Source organism: Streptococcus taoyuanensis, assembly GCF_029589235.1.
GTDB lineage: Bacteria > Bacillota > Bacilli > Lactobacillales > Streptococcaceae > Streptococcus > Streptococcus taoyuanensis.
Genome location: NZ_JARQVW010000015.1, coordinates 18451 through 45233 on the forward strand (window position 1 = coordinate 18451; position 26783 = coordinate 45233).

The following is a 26783-nucleotide window of genomic DNA, read 5'->3' on the forward strand; positions in this document are numbered from 1 at the left end:
AATGGTTGTCATTAAAAATGGTCGCGTAATGGATCCCAAGACTGGCTTGGATCAAGTCTGTGATCTTCGCATTGAAGGAAAGAAAATTGTAGAGATCGCTGAAAACCTCCCAACGTATGGACAAGAAGTCCTTGATGCTACTGGTCTGGTTGTGGCACCTGGTTTGATCGATGTACACGTGCATTTCCGCGAACCCGGTCAAACTCATAAAGAAGACATCCATACGGGTGCCTTAGCCGCAGCTGCTGGTGGTTTTACTCGAGTGGTCATGATGGCCAATACCAATCCGACCATTTCAGATATTGCGACCTTAGAGGAAGTCTTAGCTTCTGCAGCCAAGGAAAATCTTCACATTCATACGGTTGCGACGGTGACCAAGAACTTTGACGGTCAACACCTGACAGATTTTGAAGGGCTGCTTAAGGCTGGTGCAGTGGGATTTTCAGATGATGGGATTCCCCTTCAAAGCACTAAGGTTGTCCGCCAAGCCTTGGAAGAGGCTAAGCGTCTAGGAACCTTTATTAGTCTGCATGAAGAAGACCCTGAGTTGAATGGCATTCTTGGTTTGAATGAAAACATTGCCAAGGAACACTTCCATGTCTGTGGTGCGACGGGTGTAGCCGAATATTCAATGGCTGCGCGTGATGCCATGATTGCCCATGCGACAGGTGCTCACCTCCATATCCAACACCTTTCCAAGGAAGAAAGTGTCAAGGTGGTTGAATTTGCCCAAGGATTAGGAGCTCATGTGACGGCAGAAGTGGCACCTCAACACTTTTCGAAAACAGAAAGTCTGCTCTTGACTAAAGGAAGCAATGCTAAGATGAATCCACCTCTTCGCTTGGAATCTGACCGTCTAGCAGTGATTGAAGGCTTGAAATCAGGCGTTATCTCTGTGATTGCGACTGACCACGCGCCTCACCATGCGGATGAGAAGAATGTCCCTGATATTACCAAAGCACCATCTGGCATGACTGGGCTTGAAACTTCGCTTTCTCTTGGTTTGACCTACTTGGTGCATGCTGGCCATTTAAGCTTGATGCAATTGCTTGAAAAGATGTCCTATAATCCAGCACGTCTCTATGATTTTGATGCTGGCTATATCGCAGTGGATGGACCGGCAGATTTAACCATCTTTGATCCAGAAGCAGATCGTCTGGTATCGGATCATTTCGCTTCAAAAGCTGGAAATTCACCATTTGTGGGCGAAACATTAAAAGGGAAAGTTGCTTATACAATCTGTGATGGACAAGTGATTTTTCAAGGATAAGCGATCGTATTTATATGAATTTTAAAAAAATGATGCAAGGCTTGGTTTTCTTTTTAACCAGCCTTCTTGTCTTTGTCTTTCTATTTCGTGCTTTGCTACCAACTGCATCTCCTCGCATGACCAAGCCCAAAACAGCTGCGAAAGAAATCACCTATACTTATGTAGCTCTAGGGGATTCACTGACCGAAGGAGTAGGGGATAGCACCAAGCAAGGGGGCTTTGTCCCCATCCTTGCCCAAAGCCTATCCAATGAAAATGACGGCCAGTATCAGCCTGTCAACTATGGAGTAGCTGGAAATACAAGCGCTCAGATCTTAGATCGTCTCAAGAAGCAAACAGATCTTCAGAAGGATCTCAAAAAGGCGCGTGTCATGACCTTAACGGTTGGGGGAAATGATCTGCGCAAAGTTGTTGTCGATCATCTGAGTGATTTTTCTCTGTCAGATATCCAAAAGCCGCTCAAGAATTATACAGCGAACCTCAAAGAAATTATTACAAAGGCCAGAAAGGACAATCCCCATCTTCCCATTTATGTAGTGGGGATCTACAATCCTCTTTACCTGAATTTTCCTGAATTAACTAGTATCCAGACGGCTGTAGATCGTTGGAATGAGACGACGGAAGAAACCATCGCGCAATATGATCAAGTCTATTTCGTCCCGATCAATGATCTGCTCTATAAAGGAATTGATGGCAAAATGGGCGTATCAGAAATCAGTGACGGGAAGACAACCGTTATCAATGATGCCCTGTATGAAGAGGATAGTTTCCACCCTAACAATACGGGCTATGAAAAGATGAAACAAGCAATATTGGAGAAAATCAATGCCACGAAGAAAACTTGGAGTCAAAAATAATCCCATCAAAGAGAAGGTCCCCTTCCTTCAAAAAATCAATATTTGGAAATGGTTATTTTTAGGTTTGGTCAGCCTTCTCTTAGCCTTCGCTATAGTTGTGCAAGGACGCTTAGCGATGCCAAGAGAAGATGTTAGTCAGCTTCATCAAACAGCTGGCACCAAAGATGTCAAAGTTGGAACTATGACAACGACTCGTGATCAACTCAATGATACCATCAAATCGCTTCTGAAAAAATATAAGCTGTCCGACTACAAGGTCTATGCAGACAATCAGCAAATCCTATTAGAAGGGCAGTTGAGTCTCTTGGGGAAGGATTATCCCTTATACATTTACTTTCAACCATCCAAATTGGAAAATGGGAATATTCTCTTGACGGTGAAGGATTTTTCAGTTGGAACCTTTCAAATTCCACAAAGGATGGTCTTGCAGCTCTTGAGTAAAAATAAAAATATCCCAAAATTTGTTCAGATCTCACCCAAGCAGTCTACCATCACCATTGTATTACCAGAAATTGACAATGACTTTGGAATCTATGTCAAGGCCAATACCATTGACCTCTATAATGACAAGATCGTTTTTGATTTGTATCAGAAGAAGTAGGGCGAAAGCTCTATTTTGTTTCTATTCAAAAAATTCAGAATATTGTAGAAAATTCTTGACATTGATTCTTCCCTATGCTAAAATACTAAACAAGACATTGAACAAAGGAGAAAGTCAAACATGAAAACAGCTAAGTTTATTCAATTTGCTTTGTTGTTGAGGTATAAGGGCTAGTGCAGAAGCATTAGTCCTGTTTGGCTTACCAAGCGGGCAAAAACATCTCGCTTGGTTGACCGAGTGAGATGTTTTTCTTTATATCCACTACATAGAAATGAGGAGACCCTATGCGTAAAGTTGAATTTTTAGATACCAGCCTTCGGGATGGTGAACAGACTCCAGGAGTTAATTTCTCTATCAAAGAAAAGATTGCCATTGCCAAGCAATTGGAAAAATGGGGTATTTCTGCTATTGAAGCAGGTTTTCCTGCAGCTAGTCCGGATTCCTTTACTGCTGTTCAAGAGATTGCCAAGGTCTTGACCAAGACAGCCGTGACAGGTTTGGCCCGTTCTGTCAAATCAGATATTGACGCTTGTTATGAAGCCTTGAAGGATGCTAAGTATCCACAAATTCACGTCTTTATCGCAACCAGTCCGATTCACCGGGAGTTTAAACTCAACAAGACCAAGGAAGAAATTCTTGAAGCCATCAAAGAGCACGTTTCTTACGCTCGCTCAAAATTTGAGATTGTTGAATTCTCGCCAGAAGATGCGACACGGACCGAATTGGATTTCCTCTTGCAAGTCGTTCAGACTGCAGTTGATGCTGGTGCTAGCTACATCAATATTCCGGATACAGTCGGTTTCACGACACCAGCAGAGTACGGTGCCATTTTCAAATACTTGATTGACCATATCAAGACAGATCGCGAGATTATCTATTCCCCTCATTGCCATGATGACCTAGGTATGGCCGTGGCCAATAGCCTCGCTGCTGTTAAAAATGGTGCCCGTCGTGTTGAAGGAACCATTAATGGGATCGGGGAGCGGGCCGGCAATGCGGCGCTTGAAGAAGTAGCAGTTGCTCTCAATATTCGCGAAGACTATTTCCAAGTGGAGAGTCCGATTGTCCTTAATGAAACCATCAACACTTCTGAGTTGGTTTCTCGTTACTCTGGTATTCCAATTCCTAAAAACAAGGCGGTTGTTGGTGGCAATGCCTTCTCACACGAGTCTGGGATCCACCAAGACGGAGTTCTTAAAAATCCTCTTACCTACGAAATCATTACGCCTGAGTTGGTGGGTGTTAAAAGCAATAGTCTCCCTCTTGGAAAATTGTCTGGTCGCCATGCCTTTGTCGAAAAACTGCATGAGTTGGGACTGGATTTCACAGAAGAAGACATCAAGCCATTGTTTGATAAGTTCAAATCTCTTGCAGACAAGAAACACGAGATCACAGATGCCGATATCCGCGCCCTTGTAGCCGGTACAGCAGTTGAAAATCCAGAAGGATTCCAATTTAACGATCTCCGCTTGACAACCAATGCAGACGAAACGATTACAGCAGCGGTTAGCCTCAGCAATGAAGAAGGGGAAGTACTTGAATTCCTTGCCAATGGTCAAGGGTCTGTTGAAGCGATCTTTAATGCAATTGATAAATTCTTCAACCAAACTGTTCGCTTGACATCATACAATATCGATGCAGTGACTGATGGGATCGATGCCCAAGCCCGTGTCTTGGTATCCGTGGAAAATGTTGATACAGATACGATTTTCAATGCCTCTGGTTTGGACTTCGACGTATTGAAAGCCTCTGCCATCGCTTATATCAATGCTAACACGCTGGTTCAAAAAGAGAATGCGGGTGAGATGGGACGAGCTGTCTCCTACCGTGATCTTCCACAAGCCTAAGAGGAACTGAACATGACAAAGAAAATTGTAACACTTGCAGGAGATGGGATTGGCCCTGAGATCATGGCAGCTGGACTAGAGGTCCTCGCAGCCGTTGCTCCCAAAATTGGCTTTGATTATAGTCTAGAAGACAAACCTTTTGGGGGTGCTGGGATTGATGCCGCTGGCCACCCACTTCCCCAAGATACTCTCAAAGCAGCTAAAGGAGCGGATGCTATTCTTCTCGCAGCCATCGGGAGTCCGGAATATGACAATGCTCCTGTTCGTCCAGAACAAGGCTTACTCGCTATTCGCAAGGAATTAAATCTCTTTGCCAATATTCGTCCTGTACGGATTTTTGACGCCTTGAAACACTTGTCTCCTTTGAAACCAGAGCGTATCGAGGGTGTCGACTTCGTGGTCGTGCGTGAATTGACAGGTGGGATTTATTTTGGAGAGCATATCTTAAAAGAAGATACAGGGCGCGATATCAATGATTACAGTGCGGAAGAAATTCGTCGGATTATGCACCAAGCCTTCAAGATCGCGCGAGGACGTGGCAAGAAAGTGACCAGTATCGATAAGCAAAATGTCCTTGCAACTTCTAAATTGTGGCGCCAAGTGGCAGAAGAAGTTGCCAAAGAATTTCCAGATGTGACCTTAGAGCACCAGCTTGTCGATAGTGCGGCCATGATCATGATTACCAATCCAGCCCGCTTTGATGTTGTAGTGACAGAGAATCTATTCGGAGATATCTTATCTGACGAATCCAGCGTCCTTCCTGGAACACTAGGCGTGATGCCATCTGCCAGTCATTCCGACCAAGGACCAAGTATGTACGAACCGATTCATGGTTCAGCACCTGACATTGCTGGTCAAGGCATTGCCAATCCGATTTCCATGATCCTGTCCGTTGCCATGATGCTCCGAGACAGTTTTGGAGAAACAGCAGGTGCAGAAATGATCGAAGAAGCCGTCAATCAAACCTTGAATCAAGGAATCTTGACACGGGATCTAGGTGGTCAGGCTTCTACTGCAGAGATGACTGCAGCCATTATTGGGAATCTCTAAGATGACTTGGAGAGATCGCTGTTTAGTGCTAATCGCAATTTGGAATAGTATCGTATTTCTGACCTATGGCTTAGATAAACGAAAAGCTATCCAAAACAGGTGGCGGATTCCTGAAAAGGTCCTGTTACTCGAGAGCTGGGTGCTTGGTGGATTCGGAGCTCTACTAAGTGGATATCTCTTTCACCACAAGGTGCGGAAATGGTATTTTCAAGCCACCTGGTGGGGCAGTAGCCTTCTTTTAGCAGGTGCCCTCTTTCTAATCCTTCAATGGATTTCATAACAAGAAGATAAATGGAGAAAGACGATGAGTGGAAAATCTATCTTTGATAAACTTTGGGACCGCCACGTGATTACAGGAGTGGAAGGACAACCCCAACTCATGTATGTGGACCAACACTACATCCACGAAGTGACGAGTCCGCAAGCCTTTCAAGGATTACGGGACGCAGGACGCAAGGTTCGACGACCCGATTTAACCTTTGGAACCTTTGATCACAATGTTCCAACGGTCAATATTTTTGATATTCGAGATGTGATTTCAAAAGCCCAGATTGATAAATTAGCTGAGAATGTGGTGGACTTTGGGATTGATCATGCTGCCCATGGTTCTGCTAAGCAAGGAATCGTTCATATGGTGGGCCCTGAAACCGGTCGGACCCAGCCTGGGAAATTTATTGTCTGTGGAGACAGCCATACCGCAACCCACGGAGCCTTTGGTGCCATTGCCTTTGGGATTGGAACCAGTGAAGTGGAGCATGTCTTTGCTACCCAAACCATCTGGCAAGTCAAACCCAAGAAAATGTTGGTTGAATTCACCGGAACCCCACAAAAAGGGATCTATTCAAAGGATTACATCCTAGCTTTGATAGCGCGCTACGGTGTTGCTTGTGGAGTTGGCTATGTCGTAGAGTATCGGGGAGAAGCAATTGATCGTTTGACTATGGAAGAACGCATGACCATCTGTAACATGTCAATCGAGTTCGGGTCCAAAATGGGGATCATGAATCCAGATGAGACGACTTTTGACTACCTCCGGGGACGCGAATGTGTGCCAGATGATTTTGAGGCCGCAGTAGCTGATTGGAAGACTCTGGTCAGTGATGACGATGCCGTTTATGATAAGGTCATCCGTATGGATGTATCTGATCTTGCTCCGATGGTGACTTGGGGGACCAATCCTTCTATGGGAGTGGACTTCGAGACTCCTTTTCCAGAGATCCGGGACATGAATGATGAACGGGCTTATCATTATATGGATCTAGAACCTGGCCAAAAACCAGCAGACATTGAATTAGGCTATATCTTTATCGGTTCTTGTACCAATGCTCGTCTCAGCGATTTGGAGTTGGCAGCCAAGTTTGTGAAAGGCAAAAAAATCGCGCCCAACTTAACTGCTATTGTGGTACCTGGCTCTCGTCCGGTTAAGCAAGCCGCCGAAAAATTAGGCTTAGACAAGATCTTCATGGATGCGGGCTTTGAATGGCGTGATCCAGGATGTTCCATGTGTCTAGGAATGAACCCAGACAAGGTTCCAGATGGGGTCCACTGTGCCTCTACTAGCAACCGGAATTTTGAAGACCGCCAAGGATTTGGGGCTAAAACCCATCTCTGTAGCCCAGCAATGGCCGCTGCAGCAGCAATCGCCGGTCGCTTTGTCGATGTGCGCCAAATGCCAGAAGTCGAGTAAAAGGAGAAAGCATGGAGAAATTTACCATTTATACGGGGACTACGGTTCCTTTGATGAACGATAATATTGATACCGACCAAATCCTCCCCAAGCAATTCTTAAAGCTGATTGATAAAAAAGGCTTTGGGAAATACCTCATGTATGCTTGGCGCTATTTGGATGACCAGTATACCGAGGATCCAGATTTTATCTTTAACAAGCCAGAATACCGCAAGGCGACCATTTTGATCACTGGTGACAATTTTGGGGCTGGTTCCTCTCGGGAGCACGCAGCCTGGGCTTTAGCTGATTATGGCTTTAAAGTCGTTATCGCCGGATCCTTCGGAGATATCCATTACAATAATGAGCTCAATAATGGCATGCTGCCTATTGTACAACCTTTTGAGGTTCGTCAACAATTGGCAAGTTTAAAGCCGACAGATCCAGTGACGGTGGATTTGGAAGAGCAGAAGATCCTCTCGCCTGTTGGAGAGTTTCGCTTTGAGATCGATCAAGATTGGAAGCACAAATTGCTCAACGGCTTGGATGATATCGGGATTACGCTTCAGTATGAAGACTTGATCGCAGCTTATGAGAAGAACCGGCCAGCTTACTGGCAATGATAAAATTGTATATCAAATTACGAATTTTCTGAAAATATATTGAATTTGAGACTATTTTTTGATACAATACTAAAAAGAATAGAAAAGGAAAGAGACTTATGACAAAACACATTCAATGGGACGGACAACTTTCACAAGAAGGATTTGATATTCTTAAAGGAGAGGGTGGCTGTATCGTCTGCCCTACCAAAGTTGGCTACATCATCATGACCAGTGACAAGGCTGGCTTGGAACGGAAGTTTGAAGCCAAAGAACGCAACCGTAACAAACCAGGTGTGGTTCTCTGCGGAAGCATGGACGAACTACGTGCCCTTGCGCAATTGAATCCTGAAATCGAAGCCTTCTACCAAAAACATTGGGATGAAGATATCTTGCTTGGTTGTATCCTTCCTTGGCGTGAAGATGCTTATGCAAAATTGCAAGCTTTCGGAGATGGACGTGAAGAACTCATGACAGACGTTCGTGGAACTTCATGCTTTGTCATCAAATTTGGTAAAGCTGGTGAGCAAATCGCCAAAGAAATGTGGGAAAAAGAAGGCAAGATGGTTTACGCTTCTTCAGCTAATCCTTCCGGTAAAGGTAACCGCGGGAAGGTCGAAGGAATTGGTGAGCGTATCGAAGGTGCTGTGGACTTGGTTATCGAAGCCGATGATTATGTAGCCTCTATCCAACCAGACAAGACCATTGAAACTCGTTATGAACAAGGTGTGATGGTCTCTATGGTTGATGCCGAAGGAAAACTCATTCCAGAACAAGGAGCAGGTAGCCGTTCTGTCAATACGTGTCCAGTTGTGATCCGTAAAGGATTGGATATCGATAAGATCATGATGCACTTATCTGATCATTTCAACTCTTGGAACTACCGCCAAGGGGAATACTATTAAGAAACAGAATAAAGCATTCCATTTGGAATGCTAAGATTGAAGACAAAGTTATCTTAGAAACTTTCCTTAGGTGAGTACGGACGTCAGCGAACTTCTATGAAGTTCCATGACTTAGTTTTGGACCTAAGGTTCCAAAACTCCCGAGTGCTAGAAACAACAGTGTTTCTAGCACTTTTCTCACGGCGGAAAGTTTCAGTGTCTATTGTATGAACTTGATGTTATTTATCATTTTAATTTTTTTTAGCATTCCTTAACCTGTCTTATGTAAAAATCATATTGTCAAAATTCTAAAGCATTCCGTTTGGAATGCTTTTTTTGTGAAAGGATAAAAGATGGTATAATAGAGTCAAACGATGATCCAATAGAAGGGGAAGTGGTATGGTCTCCAGAAAAGCATTTATCGATAAAGCCAATCAGGAAGGTTTTTCCTTTAACATCCAAATCCCATGGTGGCGGTACAATAACTTCAAGTCATTGGTTTGGAGAAAAAGGCTCTCTGAGGAGCAACTCTATCAGATCTTTCTTTTACTTTGTAGAGAGGTAGAAGACCGGCAAATGCACGCAGTAGCGGATAAGAGGAAGTATCAGACCGGATTTTATGTAGCTGCATGCAATGGCCGCGAGTTCCGCTTTGAGTTTGCTTTCAAAAAGAATCAAGAACTAAGAGTTTATAATCTATTTGAGACAGTCAATGGTCGCAAGAAACTCACCCTGATGGACCTGCTTGATTACATAATGGATTGACGATGTATAGAAACAATAAGGGTTCGCTAAAGATTGATAAAAGAAAGAGTGGTTCTATGATTTCAAGAGATGCATTTTTAGAAAGAATCAACCAAGAGGGATTTTCATTTAGTATTGACATCCCGCGCAGAAATTTTTCGGATTTTACATCATTAGTTCGGAGAAGAAGAATTTCAGAAGAAGACCTCTATCAGCTGTTTTATAACTATTGTCAAGAACTAGAAAACTGTTTGAAAGAAGCAGGGGAGAAACGACGCTTACTCTTCAATAAATTTCCAGTTAGCCCCGTTCATGATAAATATAAAACGAAATTTGATACAGTGGCACCCAACGGACGCGAATTCCGCTTTGAGTTTGTCTTTAGCAATGACAATCGTTTAAAAGTTTATCACATGATCGAAACTGTTAATGGTCGTAGGAAAAAAACTCCTATGGAAATACTGATGGACCTAGTCGATGCTTTATAATGAGGATCTGTTCAAAAGTATAAGGGAGATCCAACCAAAAAAACTAGAGCGCCTGCTCTAGTTTTTTGGTTGTTGATGGGTGATGTTCTTTCCCCAAGGGATGAGATTTTCTTTTTTCTCTTTGATCCGTTGGATATTGTCCTTGTGTCGTAGAATGATCAAGGTAGCTAAGGCCAAGACAATGACTGTAAAAAGCGGATCATAGCTGTGCAAGATCCATCCAGTCAAAGGAAGAAGGAGGACTGAAAGAATGGCGAGTAGCGCAACGGTAACACTCGAAAACGAAATCATACTGGTTAAGTACAGGCTGGCTACAAAATAAACAGCTAAAATGAGTAGCAGGATAGGCGAGAAACCAAGTAAGACACCAGCACTCGTCGCCACTGCTTTTCCACCCTTGAATCCAGCAAAAATTGGGAAAGTGTGCCCCAAAACGGCTAAGAGACCAAAGACCATTGGCGAGATCCCCTGAATTCCAAAGAAAGTCGGAAGGAGAACGGCCAAAGTTCCTTTTAAGAAATCAATCGCAAAGACAATGATCCCAGCTTTCTTCCCTAAAATCCGAAAGGTATTGGTCGTTCCTGTATTGCCCGAGCCATGTTCCCGTAAATTAATATGGAAAAAGATTTTCCCAATCCATAATCCCGAAGGAATGGAGCCTAACAGATAGGCTAAAATTAAAACACTTATTTCTTTTATCATAGTTTCATTATATCAAAAAGCCATCGATAGAAAAAGCAATTTCTGGAGTTCAAGTGTGACATCTGAAGAAAGTGCTTAGCTAACATTTTTTACTGTGATATAGAAATCTCCATATAAAGAGAAAAAATTTTGCAAAATTTCCTAAAAAACTGTAATATAGAAAAGATGAACAAACAGGAGGTTCCTTGTGGCAAAAAAGGAAATCAATATTAATAATTATAATGACGATGCCATTCAGGTACTAGAAGGGTTGGATGCGGTCCGTAAACGTCCAGGGATGTATATCGGATCGACCGATGGAAATGGCTTGCATCACATGGTCTGGGAGATCGTGGATAATGCGGTCGATGAAGCCTTGTCTGGCTTTGGCTCACAAATCGATGTAACGATTAATAAAGATGGTTCTCTATCGGTAGAAGACCAGGGACGTGGAATGCCGACCGGGATGCATGCTATGGGCAAACCAACCGTTGAGGTGATCTTTACGGTCCTCCACGCCGGAGGGAAGTTTGGTCAAGGAGGCTATAAGACATCTGGAGGTCTTCACGGAGTGGGATCTTCTGTCGTCAATGCCCTTTCTAGCTGGCTAGAGGTAGAAATTACTCGTGATGGAGCTGTCTACAAGCAACGTTTTGAAGATGGTGGAAAACCAGTTACAACCCTCGAAAAGATTGGCTCTGCTCCCAAGTCTAAAACAGGGACCAAGGTTACCTTCATGCCAGATCCAACCATCTTTTCAACGACAGATTTCAAATTTAATACCATTGCTGAGCGAATCAAAGAATCAGCCTTCTTGCTGAAGGATGTGACGCTGACGCTGACTGATCTTCGCAAGGAAGAAGACAACCATGTGGCCTTTCATTATGAAAATGGTGTCCAAGATTTCGTAGAGTACTTGAACGAAGACAAGGAAACTTTGACACCGGTTCTCTACTTTAGTGGCGAATCAGATGGGTTTCAGGTAGAAGTGGCTATGCAATACAATGATGGCTACTCAGATAATATATTGTCCTTCGTTAATAATGTCCGCACTAAAGATGGGGGAACCCACGAGACAGGTCTGAAGACAGCCATTACCAAGGCTATGAACGACTATGCAAGAAAGACAGGACTCCTCAAAGAAAAAGACAAGAATCTGGAAGGATCAGACTACCGTGAAGGTTTGTCTGCTGTTCTCTCTATCCTGGTTCCAGAAGCTCATTTGCAGTTTGAAGGACAAACCAAAGACAAATTAGGAAGTCCCTTGGCTCGTCCAGTCGTCGATAGCATTGTTTCTGATAAATTGACCTTCTTCCTGATGGAAAATGGAGAATTGGCTTCTAATCTCATTCGTAAGGCTATTAAAGCACGGGATGCGCGTGAGGCCGCTCGAAAAGCGCGGGATGAAAGCCGAAATGGCAAGAAGAGCAAAAAAGACAAAGGACTTTTGTCTGGTAAATTGACACCAGCCCAGTCTAAAAATCCTAAGAAAAACGAACTCTATCTAGTCGAAGGAGACTCAGCTGGCGGATCGGCTAAGCAAGGTCGGGACCGGAAGTTCCAAGCGATTCTTCCACTTCGTGGGAAGGTTCTTAATACTGAGAAGGCCAATATGAGCGATATCCTAAAAAACGAGGAAATCAACACCATGATCTACACCATCGGTGCTGGAGTTGGGGCAGATTTCTCTGTGGAAGATGCTAACTACGATAAGATCATTATCATGACCGACGCGGATACGGATGGTGCCCACATTCAAACCCTACTCTTAACTTTCTTCTATCGTTATATGCGTCCTTTGGTAGAAGCTGGGCATGTCTACATCGCGCTTCCTCCTCTTTATAAGATGTCGAAAGGCAAAGGAAAGAAAGAAGAAGTAGCCTATGCTTGGACAGATAGTGAATTAGAAGAGTTGCGTCGGACCTTTGGCCGTGGAGCAACCCTCCAACGCTACAAAGGGCTGGGGGAAATGAATGCGGATCAGCTTTGGGAAACGACCATGAATCCAGAAACCCGCACCTTGATCCGTGTTACCATTGATGATTTAGCGCGTGCAGAACGCCGTGTCTCCGTCCTCATGGGAGATAAGGCGGCACCACGTCGTCAATGGATTGAAGATAACGTTAAGTTTACTTTGGAAGAAACGACAGCGTTTTAAGGAGTGCGAGTGATGGCTCTATACATAGGTTTTATTTTGTTAGTCTTTTTGTCCTCCATTTATCTTGCAATTAACATGAATCGTCGAAGAATTAGACTATTAGGGTTGTTTGCACCGGTAGTCTTTACTCTATGTATGCTTAAGGTACTAGAATCCAATATTAGGCTCCCAGAATCCGGTGCTTTAGAAGCGGGCATTCTCATGTTTTTATATGGATTTCCCTTGATAATTGGATCCTTAATCTTTACACTGATTCGTTTGTGTTTCGTCTATCAGAAAAAAATCTGGAAGGCATTATTGATTTTTATATCCTATATTTTGGGTCCCCTGCTTGTAGGTGCCTTGGCCATATATGTGGAATTTGTATTTCAGATCGATCATTTCATTTACGTAGTCATTTTTTCGATGATTCTGGTCTCCTATCTTCCTCCTATTTATCTCTACTTTTTCGACCGAGATCAATAGAAGTTAGCTAGGAAGGGAAAAATTATGGATTTTTTAATTACTACATTCAATCATTTTTACCAATTGTATATTGTCTTGTTTCTATCCATCTTCATTGCCTTTTGGATGAATTGGAAAAAGAAAAATTTTTATGGCTTGTATTATCCAATTTGTTTAACAGTCATGACTTATTGTGTCGTACAATTTGATTCATTCGACGTTGTTGAGAGGGCTCTTCCCTTCATGCTAATAGTCTTTGCTGTTCAACTAATGGTAATAGTCCTAGGTGTTCCCTTGGTGGTAATTGCCTTGCTTTATCACGTCATACGATTATTTTCAATTTTTCCTAAATATGGATGGAAAATCATCCTGATCATCTTCGCTTATCTAGTAAGTGGGGTCCTTTTTTACCGGGTTATGGCTAGTATACCGGAAGAGTTTTTGCAACACCGAAGCATGATGATAAGGTTAATGTTCCTGTCTCTTTTTCTATCTTATTTGCCAGCCATATTTTTGATCATTAGCCAGAATCGTAAGAAGGTGTGAAATGAATGATTTATTATTTATGATTAGTATGTCTCTTAGTTTTGTACTCCCATTGATTGCTTTGGCTATTGCTTTATTTATTGAAAGGCAATTAGATAAAAGGAAAAAACCATTTTTTGGTCTCTTTTTTCCTATTATGCTATGTCTGACAATATATGAACACGGGTTAATAAAATTTCAGGATACTGCGACAAGTTTGGAAGTTGGAGCTGTTCTCTTATTTTTCTGTTATCCCTTGTTGCTTATAGCGCTTCTTTATAGTGGAATTCGTCTCTATCTTGTCTATAAGGATAGAGTGTGGAAAGTAATTGGCATTGTCTCCTATTATCTAGTTGCCAGTTGGATTGCTTTTTGTACTCCTAGTGAGCACTTTATGACTAATTTAGGTCGCATGCGACTGCTAGAAGTAGCTATATTGATTGGATTCTTTCTCCCATCTCTTTATCTTTATTTAGACAAAGACCAACAATTCCAAGCATCCCATAGCGGTGAAGGAGTAGAAGATGAGAACTGAGACAGAAATGATGGACCTGATCTTGCAGATAGCTGAATCCCTGCAAGTGGAAGCAGTGGCCTTATCCGGTTCGCGATCCGATATCCACTCTCTAAGAGATGAGTTTCAAGATTATGATGTGGTTTATATTGTTGAGAATCTGGAGGACTTGATATCTGATTTATCTTGGCTAGACCAGTTTGGGATACGGCTGATTGAACAGCACAATGTCCTTGGACACCGTCGTCTTTACCTCATGCTCTATGAAGACGGCAACCGTATCGATTTGACCCTCTGTCCCAAGGAGCACATTCAAGAGTGGGTGGACAGCGAAGCAAATTTTGAAGTTATAAAGGACGACAAAGGCTTATTTGAAGCCTATCAGCCTAATTCCAAGCGCTACTGGACCGCTCCTCCTACTGAAGAGGATTTTGCAGCATCCTGCAATGAATTTTGGTGGGTATCGGCTTATGTTGTCAAGGCCATTCGAAGAAATCAGCTTATCTATGCGACCGATCACCTCTATGGCATTTGTCAGCAAGAACTCCTCAAGGTCTTATCTTGGCAGGTGACAAGCGAAAGGGGATCAGTTGATATCGGAAAGAACTACAAGTACCTCTTCCAGTATCTACCAGCTGAGCAAGAGAAGGAGTTCTCAGCTTTGCTTGATCTATCTAGTTTCGATAAAATCACACAGTCTTTATTTGCTACCATGGGGCTATTCGATCGAGAAGCTCAAATTCTGGCCCAAAAGATGGGGTTTACTTACGATATGGAAGTTGCAGAGAAAATGATTTCTTATGCTAAAGAGAAACTTTCGAATCATTAATGAATCTATTTTAAACTAAAAAAGGATCCTTTGGTTACTTGGTGTGACGGAATTCCTTTTTCTACAAAAGACTACTCAACATTCTTTGAAAGGAGTTGAACACGCCCTGAGTGCTGTGTGAAAAAGATAAATTTCTAATTTTCACTTTGTATTTTAAGGGCTTTGTATCTTATGTCTAATATTCAAAATATGTCCCTGGAGGACATCATGGGGGAGCGCTTTGGTCGCTACTCCAAATACATTATTCAAGAGCGGGCTCTTCCTGATATTCGGGATGGCTTGAAACCTGTACAACGGCGGATCCTTTATTCTATGAATAAGGATGGCAATACCCATGACAAAGGCTACCGCAAGTCTGCCAAGTCTGTCGGAAATATCATGGGGAATTTCCACCCTCACGGGGACAGTTCTATCTATGATGCCATGGTCCGCATGTCTCAGGACTGGAAAAATCGTGAGATTCTAGTCGAAATGCACGGAAACAATGGTTCCATGGACGGTGATCCACCGGCAGCCATGCGTTATACCGAAGCACGCTTGTCTGAAATTGCGGGTTATCTTTTGCAAGATATCGAAAAGAACACAGTACCATTTGCCTGGAACTTTGACGATACAGAAAAAGAGCCAACTGTTTTGCCGGCAGCCTTTCCAAACCTCTTGGTCAATGGAGCTACAGGGATTTCAGCTGGTTACGCGACAGATATTCCGCCACACAACCTTGCTGAAGTCATCGATGCCGTGGTCTACATGATCGACCATCCATCTGCCAAGGTAGACAAGCTCATGGAGTTTTTACCTGGACCTGATTTCCCAACGGGTGCCATTATCCAAGGCCGGGATGAGATTAAGAAAGCCTATGAAACTGGTAAGGGTCGGGTGGTTGTCCGCTCTAAGACAGAGATCGAGCAGCTCAAAGGTGGTAAGCAGCAAATCGTTGTTACCGAGATCCCTTATGAGATCAACAAGGCTGTCTTGGTCAAGAAGATCGACGATGTCCGTGTTAACAACAAGGTGGCCGGTATTGCGGAAGTCCGGGATGAGTCTGACCGAGATGGTCTTCGTATTGCCATTGAGCTCAAAAAAGATGCCAATGCAGACTTGATCTTGAACTATTTGTTCAAGTATACAGACTTGCAGGTCAACTACAACTTCAATATGGTGGCAATTGACAACTATACCCCTCGTCAGGTGGGGATTGTACCGATTCTGTCTAGCTACATTGCACACCGTCGGGATATCATTGTCGCTCGCTCGCGCTTTGATAAGGAAAAGGCAGAACGACGGCTCCACATCGTAGAGGGCTTGATCCGCGTCATTTCTATCCTTGATGAAGTGATTGCCTTGATCAGAGCTTCTGATAACAAGGCAGATGCTAAGGAAAACCTCCAGGTCAGCTACGATTTCACCGAAGAACAAGCAGAAGCTATTGTCACCTTGCAATTGTACCGCTTGACCAATACGGATATCGTGACTTTGGAAGAAGAGCATGCCAGTCTCAAGGAACAAATCGCGACCTTGGCAGCCATCATTGGGGATGAACGGACTATGTTTAACCTCATGAAGAAGGAATTGCGTGAAGTCAAGAAACTCTTTGGCAATCCGCGTCGTAGTGAGTTGCAAGACACTGCTAAAACGATTGAGATTGATACAGCCAGTCTCATTGTTGAAGAGGAAACCTTCGTCAGCGTGACCCGTGCGGGTTACATTAAACGGACCTCGCCTCGTTCCTTCAATGCGTCGACAGTGGAAGAAGTCGGTAAGCGGGACGACGATGAGTTGATTTTCGTAGAGCCTGCTAAGACCACCCAGCATCTTTTGCTCTTTACCAACTTGGGAAATGCCATTTATCGACCAATTCACGAATTGACAGATACCAAGTGGAAGGATATCGGAGAGCACCTCAGTCAAACCTTGACCAATTTCGAGCAAGAGGAAGAAATTCTCTTTGCGGAGATTGTGGATCAGTTTGAGGGAGTAACCTACTTTGCAGCAACTCAACAAGGACAAATCAAGCGCTTTGAACGCAAGGAATTAAGCCCATGGCGGACTTATCGTTCTAAATCGACTAAATATGCTAAGCTAAAAGACCAAGACGACCGTATCGTAGCAGTTGCGCCAGTTGTTCTTGAAGATATCATGATCATTACTAAAAATGGGTATGGGTTGCGCTTCAATGTTGAGGAGGTCCCTGTCGTAGGAGCCAAAGCAGCAGGGGTCAAAGCCATTAACCTCAAAGACGGAGATCAAGTTGCTGCCGCCTTTAAGTCGACAACTCCAAGCATGTACATTTTGACTCAACGAGGCAGTCTCAAACGGATGTTACAAGACGATATTCCTGTGACCAGTCGGGCTAAACGGGGACTACAGGTCTTGCGTGAGTTGAAAAATAAACCACATCGCGTCTTCAAGGCAGGTCCAGTCTTCACTGACCAAGGAGATTTCGATCTCTTTACGAGCCAAGAAGAAGTGGCAGAACAAGATCAAATTCTTGCCATTACGTCTATCACTGGACAGGTGACCGAGGTTGATTTGACACAATTAAGCATTTCTGAAAGAACAAGCAATGGATCCTTTGTCAATGATACCATTTCGGATCAAGAAGTTTTTTCAGCCACTATCAAATAAAAGAAGGGGTCGGTCCATTCTAGGACTGACTTTCTTTAAAAATAAATTTTCTGAAAATTGAAAATTTCGCTTGAAATTCTCATGAAATGGTGTACAATAGTGTACATAGATTGAGAAACTGAATCGACCTGCATCAGATCGACAAGGAATAGAAAAAATTAAAAGGAGCACTATCATGACAGTATCACTTGATTGGGAAAATCTTGGCTTTTCATATATGAAATTACCCTATCGTTATTTGGCACATTATCGCAATGGAGCTTGGGAAAAAGGGGAATTGACAGAAGATGCGACCTTGCATTTGTCCGAATCTTCTCCAAGTTTGCATTACGGTCAGCAAGCCTTTGAAGGGTTGAAAGCCTACTGTACAAAAGATGGTAGCATTCAATTGTTCCGTCCAGATCAAAACGCTAAACGTTTGCAACGCACAGCGGATCGTTTGCTGATGCCTCAAGTACCTGTTGACATGTTTGTGGATGCTTGTAAGGCAGTTGTAAAGGCAAATGAAGAATATGTTCCACCATATGGTACAGGAGCTACCCTTTACCTTCGTCCTCTTTTGATCGGTGTTGGAGATATTATTGGCGTAAAACCTGCAGATGAGTATATCTTTACTATCTTTGCAATGCCTGTCGGTAACTACTTTAAAGGTGGTTTGGTCCCAACGAACTTCTTGATTCAAGATGAGTATGACCGTGCTGCACCACATGGTACAGGGGCTGCAAAAGTTGGTGGGAACTACGCAGCTAGTATGTTGCCAGGTAAGATTGCGCATGATCGTAACTTCTCTGACGTGATTTACCTCGATCCAGCGACTCACACCAAGATTGAAGAAGTTGGTTCTGCAAACTTCTTTGGTATTACTGCTAATAACGAATTTGTGACGCCATTGAGTCCTTCTATCTTGCCATCTATCACCAAGTATTCTTTGCTTTACTTGGCAGAACACCGTCTTGGTATGACACCAATTGAAGGGGATGTCTTTATCAATGACTTGGATCGTTTTGTAGAAGCAGGAGCTTGTGGTACCGCAGCTGTCATCTCTCCAATCGGAGGCGTTCAACACGGTGATGACTTCCATGTCTTCTATTCTGAAACAGAAGTAGGTCCTGTCACACGGAAGCTTTATGACGAGTTGACCGGTATCCAATTTGGTGATGTCGAAGCGCCAGAAGGATGGATTGTCAAAGTCGATTAAACCGATAGCGTCTGAGACCAAAGTGTCCAGGCTTCAATGAGAACGAGTCTTAACCAAAGAACGCAGTAGCTAATGTTTCTCTTCATTCGCTTTTAGGAATAGAAGAGTGACAAATGACTCTTGCGGGAGTGGGATAAAGAAGGAATTTCTAACTAAATTCTTTCTGACCCACTCCCTTTTCTCTTGCGTCATCAAGAGAATTTTTGTAAAATAGAAAAAGTGAAAAGAGGGTTGAAATGAGTAAAAAAGATAAGAAAATTGAGATTCAAATCGTTGATAGTAAAGTAACCGTCGGAAAAGACACTTTTGATGGTTTCACTTTGTCCATTGGAAAGAAAACGATTGGTGAAATTGCAGATATGGGTGGGCAATTTGCCATCATCAAAAATGGAAATGTGGATTCTCTTTACAAAAAACTTGAAAAAGCCGTTGAAATTTTAATAGAAAATTATAATTTGAATAAATAAGGGCTTGCAATCATAGTAAATCAATGGTATAATAGATCCTGTTGATTTATATGGAGAGATAGCGAAGAGGCTAAACGCGGCGGACTGTAAATCCGCTCCTTCGGGTTCGGGGGTTCGAATCCCTCTCTCTCCATTAGCGTTCATTGTGACGATGATAAAGTGACTGATGTCAGCGCTCTTTTTGGGGTATAGCCAAGCGGTAAGGCAAGGGACTTTGACTCCCTCATGCGTTGGTTCGAATCCAGCTACCCCAGTTCTTAGGTAATATCAGATAAGTGATAAAATATCTATCCAGGTATTTTATTTCTTTATAGGATGAGTCGTTAAAGATTGTAGTTGATCTCATTGCGAGTGCTTGCTTAGGAAAAATAATTATAAGTATGTCAAGTTTTAGAAAACTTGATTGTTGGAGGATTTTTTAGATGAATGAATTTGAAGATTTGCTAAACAGTGTTAGCCAAGTTGAACCAGGTGACGTTGTTACTGCTGAAGTATTGACAGTTGACGCGAACCAAGCTAACGTTGCAATCTCTGGAACTGGTGTCGAAGGTGTCTTGACTCTTCGCGAATTGACAAACGATCGTGATGCTGACATCAACGACTTGGTAAAACCAGGTGAAACACTTGAATTGCTTGTTCTTCGTCAAGTAGTTGGTAAAGATACTGATACAGTAACTTACCTTGTATCTAAAAAACGTTTGGAAGCTCGCAAAGCATGGGACAAATTGGTTGGACGTGAAGAAGAAGTTGTTACTGTTAAAGGAACTCGCGCTGTTAAAGGCGGACTTTCAGTAGAATTTGAAGGACTTCGTGGATTTATTCCAGCTTCAATGCTTGATACTCGTTTTGTACGTAACACTGAACGTTTCGTAGGTCAAGAATTTGATGCTAAAATCAAAGAAGTAGATCCAAAAGAAAACCGCTTTATCCTTTCACGTCGTGAAGTTGTTGAAGCTGAATCAGCTGCAGCACGCGCAGAAGTATTTGGTAAATTGAACGTTGGTGATGTCGTAACTGGTAAAGTTGCACGTATCACAAGCTTCGGTGCTTTCATCGACCTTGGTGGTGTTGATGGATTGGTTCACTTGACAGAATTGTCACACGAACGCAACGTATCACCTAAATCAGTTGTAACTGTTGGTGAAGAAATCCAAGTGAAAGTTCTTGACTTGAACGAAGAAGAAGGTCGTGTATCACTTTCATTGAAAGCTACAACACCTGGACCTTGGGATGGCGTTGAACAAAAATTGGCTGCTGGTGATGTTATCGAAGGAACTGTTAAACGTTTGACTGACTTCGGTGCATTCGTTGAAGTATTGCCAGGTATCGACGGACTTGTACACATCTCACAAATTTCACACAAACGTGTTGAAAATCCAAAAGATGTTCTTAAAGTTGGACAAGAAGTAACTGTTAAAGTTCTTGAAGTAAATGCTGCAGATGAACGTGTATCACTTTCTATCAAAGCTCTTGAAGAACGTCCAGCTCAAGAAGAAGGCGAAAAACAAGAAAAACGTCAATCTCGCCCACGTCGTCCAAAACAAGAAAAACGCGACTTTGATCTTCCAGAAACTCAAACTGGATTCTCAATGGCTGACTTGTTTGGCGATATCGAATTGTAATATTCAAAAGAGGCTGGGACAAAAGTCCTAGCCTCTCAATTATTTTTGGATTGTCGAGCAAGACGCAGTGGTTGAGTGGCCTCTACTACCCTTATTTCATCAGCTTTTACAGCCCTACTCAACTGTGCGGAGGTGGGACGACGAAATCGAATTCTAACGAATTACTGATTTCTGTCCCACTCTCTTTTTTACTTGTAAAATTTTTGAAAATTTGATATACTATAACAGTTGCCACCCTTAGTGTAATGGATATCACGTAAGATTCCGGTTCTTGAGATGGGGGTTCGATTCCCTCAGGGTGGATGATTCATAACGAGGCTCCTCGGAGTCTTTTTTGCTCTTTCTTGGAGGAACATGCAATGACAGTAAAATTAATCGCCCATACCTTGATTGAGAAAGACGGGAAGTATCTACTTATCAAACGCTCGAAAATAAAGCGAGGTCTCCCTAATGTCTATCCATCTTATTGGGATATTCCAGGTGGAAGTGTAGAAGAGAATGAATTGCCCAGAGAGGCTGCTCTACGTGAGGCTATGGAGGAGGTTAATCAAAAGCTTCGGATTAATAAGATTATCCACGAAGATAGTCAATTTGATGCCAGCAAAGATACTGTCTTTACACGCCTAGTTTATGCTGGCGAGATTTTGGAAGAGCGTGATTTTATATTAGATCCAGAAGAGCATATAGACTTTAAATGGATTTCTTCTTTGAAAGACATAGAGAGCAATCTCGTTGTGCCTTATTTGCTTGAAATCCTTGCTGACAAATCCAAATAAAGCAGCTAAAAAACATCCCCTTTTAATAAGGAGATGTTTTTTTCTTAGTTTTTAGAAGCTTCTTGGAATTCAGGGTTTTTCCATGCTTCATCAATGATTGCTTGCAATTCATCAGCAGAAGCTTTCATTTTTTGTTGTTCTGCATCGTTCAATGGGATGTTCACTGGACGTACAATACCGTGTGCACCTACGATGGCAGGTTGACCGATAAAGACGTTGCTAACACCATATTGACCTTCTTGGAATACAGAAAGTGGAAGTACTGCATTTTCATCATCAAGGATTGCTTTAGTGATACGAGCAAGGGCAACAGCGATACCGTAGTATGTAGCACCTTTTTTGTTGATGATGGTGTAAGCAGCATCACGAACACCTTCGAACAATTCGATCAATTCAGTTTCTTGAACGTTTTGAGTGTCTTTAAGGAATTCTTCAAGGTTTACACCAGCGATGTTAGCGTGTGACCATACAGCGAATTCTGAGTCTCCATGTTCACCCATGATGTAGGCGTGCACTGAACGAGCATCAACGTCCAATTTTTCAGCAAGTGCTTGACGGAAACGAGCTGAGTCAAGAGAAGTACCAGAACCGATAACGCGTTCTTTAGGGAATCCTGAGAATTTCCATGTAGAGTATGTCAAAACGTCAACTGGGTTAGCAGCTACAAGGAAGATACCGTTAAATCCTGATTCAATAACTTGTGTTACGATTGATTTGTTAATGGCAAGGTTTTTACCAACAAGATCAAGGCGAGTTTCACCTGGTTTTTGAGGAGCACCTGCAGTAATTACAACAAGGTCAGCATCCGCACAGTCAGCGTACTCAGCCGCATAGATCTTCTTAGGTGAAGTGAAGGCAAGGGCGTGGCTAAGGTCAAGCGCATCTCCGACAGCTTTTTCGTGCAATTGAGGAATTTCGATAATTCCAAGCTCTTGTGCAATTCCTTGGTTGACAAGTGCAAATGCATAAGATGAACCTACGGCACCGTCACCGACAAGGATAACTTTTTTGTGTTGTTTAGTCAAATCCATGAGTCTAAACGTCTCCTTCATTTTTTTTTGAGATAGATTCTCATACGACTTCATTCTACCACTTTTGAAAGTCTTTGTCATCTGAAACAGTATGAATCCTTGATGTAAACGTTTTTACGTTTGTGTTCCTAAGAAGAAAAATAGGCTAAAATGTGTTATAATAGTATGGTGAATTAAGTAAAGAGAGGCATTTTTTGAATGCAGGATAATAATCTAATTGATGTGAATTTAACATCAGAAATGAAGACGAGTTTTATCGATTATGCGATGAGTGTTATCGTAGCTCGTGCCCTACCTGATGTTCGTGATGGTTTGAAACCTGTTCACCGTCGTATTTTGTATGGTATGAATGAATTGGGTGTTACGCCAGATAAACCACATAAGAAGTCAGCCCGTATCACAGGGGATGTTATGGGTAAATACCACCCACACGGGGATTCCTCTATTTATGAAGCCATGGTTCGGATGGCGCAATGGTGGAGCTATCGCTATATGCTAGTGGACGGCCATGGGAACTTTGGTTCTATGGACGGAGATGGGGCCGCTGCACAACGGTATACCGAAGCCCGTATGAGCAAGATCGCACTTGAGATGTTGCGGGATATCAATAAGAATACAGTTGATTTTGCAGATAACTATGATGCCAGTGAGCGGGAGCCCATGGTGCTACCAGCACGCTTCCCTAACCTTCTTGTGAATGGAGCTACAGGGATTGCTGTAGGTATGGCTACCAATATTCCACCTCATAATCTCGGTGAAACAATAGATGCCGTCAAATTGATGATGGACAATCCTGAAGTGACCACTCGTGAACTCATGGAAGTGCTGCCTGGTCCAGATTTTCCAACCGGAGCCTTGGTCATGGGGAAATCAGGTATTCATAAGGCCTATGAAACAGGGAAAGGTTCAATTGTTCTTCGTTCTCGTACAGAAATTGAAGTGACCAAGAGTGGCCGTGAACGGATTGTTGTTACTGAGTTCCCTTATATGGTCAATAAAACCAAGGTTCACGAGCACATCGTTCGCTTGGTGCAAGAAAAACGGATCGAAGGGATTACAGCTGTACGTGATGAATCAAACCGTGAAGGGGTTCGTTTTGTGATTGAGGTCCGCCGAGATGCTTCGGCTAACGTTATTTTGAACAACCTCTTTAAGATGACACAAATGCAAACCAATTTTGGTTTCAATATGTTGGCGATCCAAAATGGTGTTCCAAAGATTCTTTCTCTTCGACAAATTTTAGGGGCTTATATTGAGCACCAGAAAGAAGTGGTGACTCGACGGACCATCTTTGATAAAGAAAAAGCGGAAGCACGTGCCCATATCTTAGAAGGTTTGCTCATTGCCTTGGATCACATCGATGAAGTGATCCGAATTATCCGCAATAGCCGGACAGACGCTGAAGCACAAGCTGAATTGATGGCTAAATTCAAGCTTTCTGAACGTCAAAGTCAAGCCATTTTGGACATGCGTCTTCGTCGTTTGACCGGTTTGGAACGAGACAAGATCCAAAGTGAATATGATGATTTGGTTGCCTTGATTGCTGATTTGGCTGACATTTTGGCGAAGCCAGAACGTGTGGCGACCATCATCAAGGAAGAATTGGAAGAAGTCAAACGCAAGTTTGGCGATGCTCGCCGAACTGAGTTGATGGTTGGAGAAGTCCTTTCTCTTGAAGATGAGGACTTGATTGAAGAAACAGATGTCTTGATCACCCTTTCTAACAAAGGCTACATCAAACGTTTGGATCAAGCGGAATTTACGGCTCAAAAACGTGGTGGACGTGGGGTTCAAGGAACTGGTGTCAAAGATGATGACTTTGTCCGTGAACTGGTCTCTACGAGCACCCATGATCATTTGCTCTTCTTTACCAATAAGGGGCGTGTCTATCGTCTGAAAGGATATGAAATTCCAGAATATGGCCGGACAGCCAAAGGATTACCAATCGTCAATCTCTTAAAATTGGACGAAGGTGAATCGATTCAAACCATTATCAATGTGGAGCAAGACCGCAGTGACGAAGCTTATCTCTTCTTTACGACGCGACAAGGTTTAGTCAAGCGGACCAATGTAGCTGAATTTTCAAATATTCGTCAGAACGGTCTCAAAGCTCTGAATCTGCGTGTTGAGGATGAATTGATCAATGTCTTCCTTACAGATGGCAATGCTGACGTCATTATCGGTACCAAGTATGGTTATTCTGTCCGCTTTAATGAGGCTGTAGTCCGCAATATGGGACGTTCTGCCACAGGTGTACGTGGTGTGAATCTCCGCGAAGGAGACAAGGTTGTTGGGGCTAGTGTCGTTACGGATCAAGATGAAGTATTGATCATCACTGAAAAAGGGTATGGTAAGCGTACAATGGCTAGCGAATACCCAACCAAAGGCCGTGGTGGTAAAGGTATCAAAACAGCCAATATTACAGAGAAAAATGGTCCTTTAGCTGGTCTTTTAACCGTTAAAGGGGATGAAGATCTGATGATCATTACCGATACCGGAGTTATGATCCGGACAGGTGTTGGGAATATCTCTCAAACGGGTCGTTCAACTCAGGGTGTCAAAGTCATGAGACTGGATCAGGATGCGAAAATTGTGACCTTTACAACAGTCCAGCCCGATGAAAAAGATGAAGAAGTAGTGGAAGAAAACGAATAGATAAGGGGACAGCATGTCACGCAAAAGAAAAAAGAAAAAGAGTTTACGCAATACTCTTATCAACATCGTTGCAACACTTTTGATTATTCTCTCGCTTCTCTTGATTTTCAATGCTCCGATCCGAAACATGATTATGGTTTGGCATACCAACCAATATCAGGTTAGCAAGGTCGATAAAAAGACTATTGATAAAAACAAAGAAGTGAAGACGAGCTTTGATTTCAAACATGTCCAGTCACTCTCGACGGAAGCCGTGATCAATGCCCAATGGCAGGCTCAAAAACTTCCTGTAATTGGGGGGATTTCGATTCCTGAATTGAACATGAACCTTCCAATTTTTAAAGGACTCGAAAACGTAGCCCTTTACTATGGAGCAGGGACTATGAAGGAAAACCAAGTCATGGGACAAGGCAATTATTCTCTTGCTAGTCACCACGTATTTGGCCTTACTGGAGCAAATGCCATGCTGTTCTCACCATTAGAGAAAGCCAAGGCTGGTATGAAGATCTACATCACGGACAAAGAAAAAATCTATACTTATGTCATCTCGTCTGTTGAGACAGTGACTCCAGACCGTGTAGATGTCATTCAAGATCGTGAAGGTGTTAATGAAATCACCTTGGTGACCTGTGAGGATGCTGCAGCGACTTACCGTACGATTGTAAAAGGAAACTTGGAAACCTCTGTTGACTATGACAAGGCTCCAAAGGACATCCTGGATTCATTCAGCAAGTCTTATAATCAAATGCAACTTTAAGAAATAAAGCCCGAGGCAGAGATGCCGGGGCTTTTTTCTTTATAGTATGGCATGAAATAACTAAAGGATTCTTGTAAAATTGTAAGCGATTGGTAATATAATGTAAGGAATTTGTCATAATATTGAGGGAAAATAGGTATATAATAAGAGGAGAAAGAGTATGATAAGGAGGTAGAATAGTGACAAAAGAGCGAATTTATCATCTCTTGCATCATTTCTATAATCTCTTAATAAATGATTTTCCACGAAATGGATTAATTACGAAAGGAATCTACGAAGTAGAGCAAGTCTACCAAACCTTAGAAGCCATTCCTCAGAGTCAGGAGTACTTGATCCGCTGTGAAATTCAACAGTTTTTAAAGGAGCTTGAACAAGTTCAAACAGGTTATCAGATCCGCTTTAATAAAGATGAAGTCTTAGTGTTAGATGATTTGAAGCAAGAAATCGCCAGTAAATAATGAAAGGTCGTTATTTTCTCAATTTATTACGAAT

Annotated in this window: 24 protein-coding genes and 3 tRNA genes; 25 read left to right on the plus strand and 2 right to left on the minus strand. The window is 42.6% G+C overall.

Translation table 11 applies throughout. The annotated features are described in order from the left end of the window. The first annotated feature begins 1 nt into the window (after position 1). From P5Y91_RS08815 to P5Y91_RS08865, 11 genes are all read left to right on the plus strand, one after another. Complete coding sequence (locus P5Y91_RS08815; RefSeq protein ID WP_277839309.1) at positions 2 to 1270, plus strand: dihydroorotase; 1269 nt, start codon at positions 2 to 4, stop codon at positions 1268 to 1270. A 14-nt stretch (positions 1271 to 1284) separates the two neighbouring features. After that, positions 1285 to 2127 carry an SGNH/GDSL hydrolase family protein gene (locus P5Y91_RS08820; protein WP_129824799.1) on the plus strand — a complete coding sequence of 281 codons (843 nt, stop codon included), beginning with the start codon at positions 1285 to 1287 and terminating at the stop codon, positions 2125 to 2127. Beyond that, complete coding sequence (locus P5Y91_RS08825) at positions 2096 to 2728, plus strand: YpmS family protein (protein WP_134974481.1); 633 nt, start codon at positions 2096 to 2098, stop codon at positions 2726 to 2728. The genes P5Y91_RS08820 and P5Y91_RS08825 overlap by 32 nt, the downstream gene beginning before the upstream one ends. A gap of 284 nt (positions 2729 to 3012) precedes the next feature. Then, positions 3013 to 4575 (plus strand): 2-isopropylmalate synthase, encoded by a 1563-nt coding sequence (locus tag P5Y91_RS08830; RefSeq protein ID WP_277839310.1) that lies wholly within the window; start codon positions 3013 to 3015, stop codon positions 4573 to 4575. A 12-nt stretch (positions 4576 to 4587) separates the two neighbouring features. Beyond that, entirely contained in the window at positions 4588 to 5625 is a 1038-nt protein-coding gene (leuB, locus tag P5Y91_RS08835; protein ID WP_277839311.1) for a 3-isopropylmalate dehydrogenase, read from the plus strand. Between the two features lies 1 nt (position 5626). After that, positions 5627 to 5905 (plus strand): DUF1294 domain-containing protein, encoded by a 279-nt coding sequence (locus tag P5Y91_RS08840; protein ID WP_042766154.1) that lies wholly within the window; start codon positions 5627 to 5629, stop codon positions 5903 to 5905. Between the two features lie 24 nt (positions 5906 to 5929). Then, positions 5930 to 7312 (plus strand): 3-isopropylmalate dehydratase large subunit, encoded by a 1383-nt coding sequence (gene leuC / locus P5Y91_RS08845; protein WP_023917999.1) that lies wholly within the window; start codon positions 5930 to 5932, stop codon positions 7310 to 7312. Positions 7313 to 7323: 11 nt separating this feature from the next. Further along, positions 7324 to 7914 carry a 3-isopropylmalate dehydratase small subunit gene (leuD, locus tag P5Y91_RS08850; RefSeq protein ID WP_277839313.1) on the plus strand — a complete coding sequence of 197 codons (591 nt, stop codon included), beginning with the start codon at positions 7324 to 7326 and terminating at the stop codon, positions 7912 to 7914. A 98-nt stretch (positions 7915 to 8012) separates the two neighbouring features. Beyond that, positions 8013 to 8798, plus strand: coding sequence for an L-threonylcarbamoyladenylate synthase (locus P5Y91_RS08855; RefSeq protein ID WP_003003291.1), 786 nt, complete (start codon positions 8013 to 8015; stop codon positions 8796 to 8798). A gap of 378 nt (positions 8799 to 9176) precedes the next feature. After that, on the plus strand, positions 9177 to 9542 hold the full coding sequence (locus P5Y91_RS08860) for a hypothetical protein (protein ID WP_277839314.1): 366 nt from the start codon (positions 9177 to 9179) through the stop codon (positions 9540 to 9542). Between the two features lie 56 nt (positions 9543 to 9598). After that, positions 9599 to 10009 carry a hypothetical protein gene (locus P5Y91_RS08865; protein WP_070665881.1) on the plus strand — a complete coding sequence of 137 codons (411 nt, stop codon included), beginning with the start codon at positions 9599 to 9601 and terminating at the stop codon, positions 10007 to 10009. Positions 10010 to 10066: 57 nt separating this feature from the next. On the opposite strand, the gene plsY is transcribed toward P5Y91_RS08865, so the two are convergent. Continuing rightward, positions 10067 to 10711: a glycerol-3-phosphate 1-O-acyltransferase PlsY gene (gene plsY, locus P5Y91_RS08870; protein WP_049473029.1), complete on the minus strand. Its 645-nt coding sequence runs from the start codon at positions 10709 to 10711 to the stop codon at positions 10067 to 10069. A gap of 187 nt (positions 10712 to 10898) precedes the next feature. On the opposite strand from plsY, the gene parE reads away from it, so the two are divergent. The 11 genes from parE (at position 10899) to P5Y91_RS08925 (ending at position 21848) form a co-directional block, all read left to right on the plus strand. Next, on the plus strand, positions 10899 to 12848 hold the full coding sequence (parE, locus tag P5Y91_RS08875; RefSeq protein WP_277839315.1) for a DNA topoisomerase IV subunit B: 1950 nt from the start codon (positions 10899 to 10901) through the stop codon (positions 12846 to 12848). Positions 12849 to 13839: 991 nt separating this feature from the next. After that, entirely contained in the window at positions 13840 to 14352 is a 513-nt protein-coding gene (locus P5Y91_RS08880; RefSeq protein WP_049473026.1) for a hypothetical protein, read from the plus strand. Further along, positions 14342 to 15160: an aminoglycoside 6-adenylyltransferase gene (locus tag P5Y91_RS08885; protein ID WP_277839316.1), complete on the plus strand. Its 819-nt coding sequence runs from the start codon at positions 14342 to 14344 to the stop codon at positions 15158 to 15160. Before P5Y91_RS08880 ends, P5Y91_RS08885 begins: the two co-directional genes overlap by 11 nt. Positions 15161 to 15331: 171 nt before the next feature. Then, positions 15332 to 17785 carry a DNA topoisomerase IV subunit A gene (gene parC, locus P5Y91_RS08890; protein WP_277839317.1) on the plus strand — a complete coding sequence of 818 codons (2454 nt, stop codon included), beginning with the start codon at positions 15332 to 15334 and terminating at the stop codon, positions 17783 to 17785. Between the two features lie 175 nt (positions 17786 to 17960). Further along, on the plus strand, positions 17961 to 18983 hold the full coding sequence (locus tag P5Y91_RS08895; RefSeq protein WP_277839318.1) for a branched-chain amino acid aminotransferase: 1023 nt from the start codon (positions 17961 to 17963) through the stop codon (positions 18981 to 18983). A gap of 236 nt (positions 18984 to 19219) precedes the next feature. Further along, positions 19220 to 19450 carry a DUF2969 domain-containing protein gene (locus P5Y91_RS08900; protein ID WP_021153135.1) on the plus strand — a complete coding sequence of 77 codons (231 nt, stop codon included), beginning with the start codon at positions 19220 to 19222 and terminating at the stop codon, positions 19448 to 19450. 52 nt (positions 19451 to 19502) lie between these two features. Further along, a tRNA-Tyr gene (locus tag P5Y91_RS08905) sits at positions 19503 to 19583 on the plus strand. 49 nt (positions 19584 to 19632) lie between these two features. Then, positions 19633 to 19704: transfer RNA gene (locus tag P5Y91_RS08910), tRNA-Gln, on the plus strand. Positions 19705 to 19872: 168 nt separating this feature from the next. After that, on the plus strand, positions 19873 to 21072 hold the full coding sequence (gene rpsA, locus P5Y91_RS08915) for a 30S ribosomal protein S1 (RefSeq protein ID WP_003011990.1): 1200 nt from the start codon (positions 19873 to 19875) through the stop codon (positions 21070 to 21072). Between the two features lie 231 nt (positions 21073 to 21303). Further along, a tRNA-Arg gene (locus P5Y91_RS08920) sits at positions 21304 to 21375 on the plus strand. Positions 21376 to 21431: 56 nt separating this feature from the next. Further along, complete coding sequence (locus P5Y91_RS08925) at positions 21432 to 21848, plus strand: NUDIX hydrolase (RefSeq protein ID WP_277839319.1); 417 nt, start codon at positions 21432 to 21434, stop codon at positions 21846 to 21848. A 44-nt stretch (positions 21849 to 21892) separates the two neighbouring features. Here P5Y91_RS08925 and P5Y91_RS08930 read toward each other — a convergent pair whose 3' ends face one another. Further along, positions 21893 to 22879: an L-lactate dehydrogenase gene (locus tag P5Y91_RS08930; RefSeq protein WP_021153137.1), complete on the minus strand. Its 987-nt coding sequence runs from the start codon at positions 22877 to 22879 to the stop codon at positions 21893 to 21895. Positions 22880 to 23077: 198 nt separating this feature from the next. Between P5Y91_RS08930 and gyrA the strand changes: the two genes are divergently transcribed. The 3 genes from gyrA to P5Y91_RS08945 all read left to right on the plus strand — a co-directional run bounded on the left by gyrA (position 23078) and on the right by P5Y91_RS08945 (position 26749). Then, on the plus strand, positions 23078 to 25534 hold the full coding sequence (gene gyrA / locus P5Y91_RS08935) for a DNA gyrase subunit A (RefSeq protein ID WP_277839320.1): 2457 nt from the start codon (positions 23078 to 23080) through the stop codon (positions 25532 to 25534). A 13-nt stretch (positions 25535 to 25547) separates the two neighbouring features. Continuing rightward, positions 25548 to 26291, plus strand: a complete 744-nt coding sequence (locus P5Y91_RS08940; protein WP_049474900.1) for a class A sortase — start codon at positions 25548 to 25550, stop codon at positions 26289 to 26291. 179 nt (positions 26292 to 26470) lie between these two features. Then, the gene (locus P5Y91_RS08945) at positions 26471 to 26749 is read left to right on the plus strand and encodes a hypothetical protein (RefSeq protein ID WP_021153142.1); all 279 of its coding nucleotides are present in this window, start codon (positions 26471 to 26473) and stop codon (positions 26747 to 26749) included. Positions 26750 to 26783: the final 34 nt, after the last annotated feature.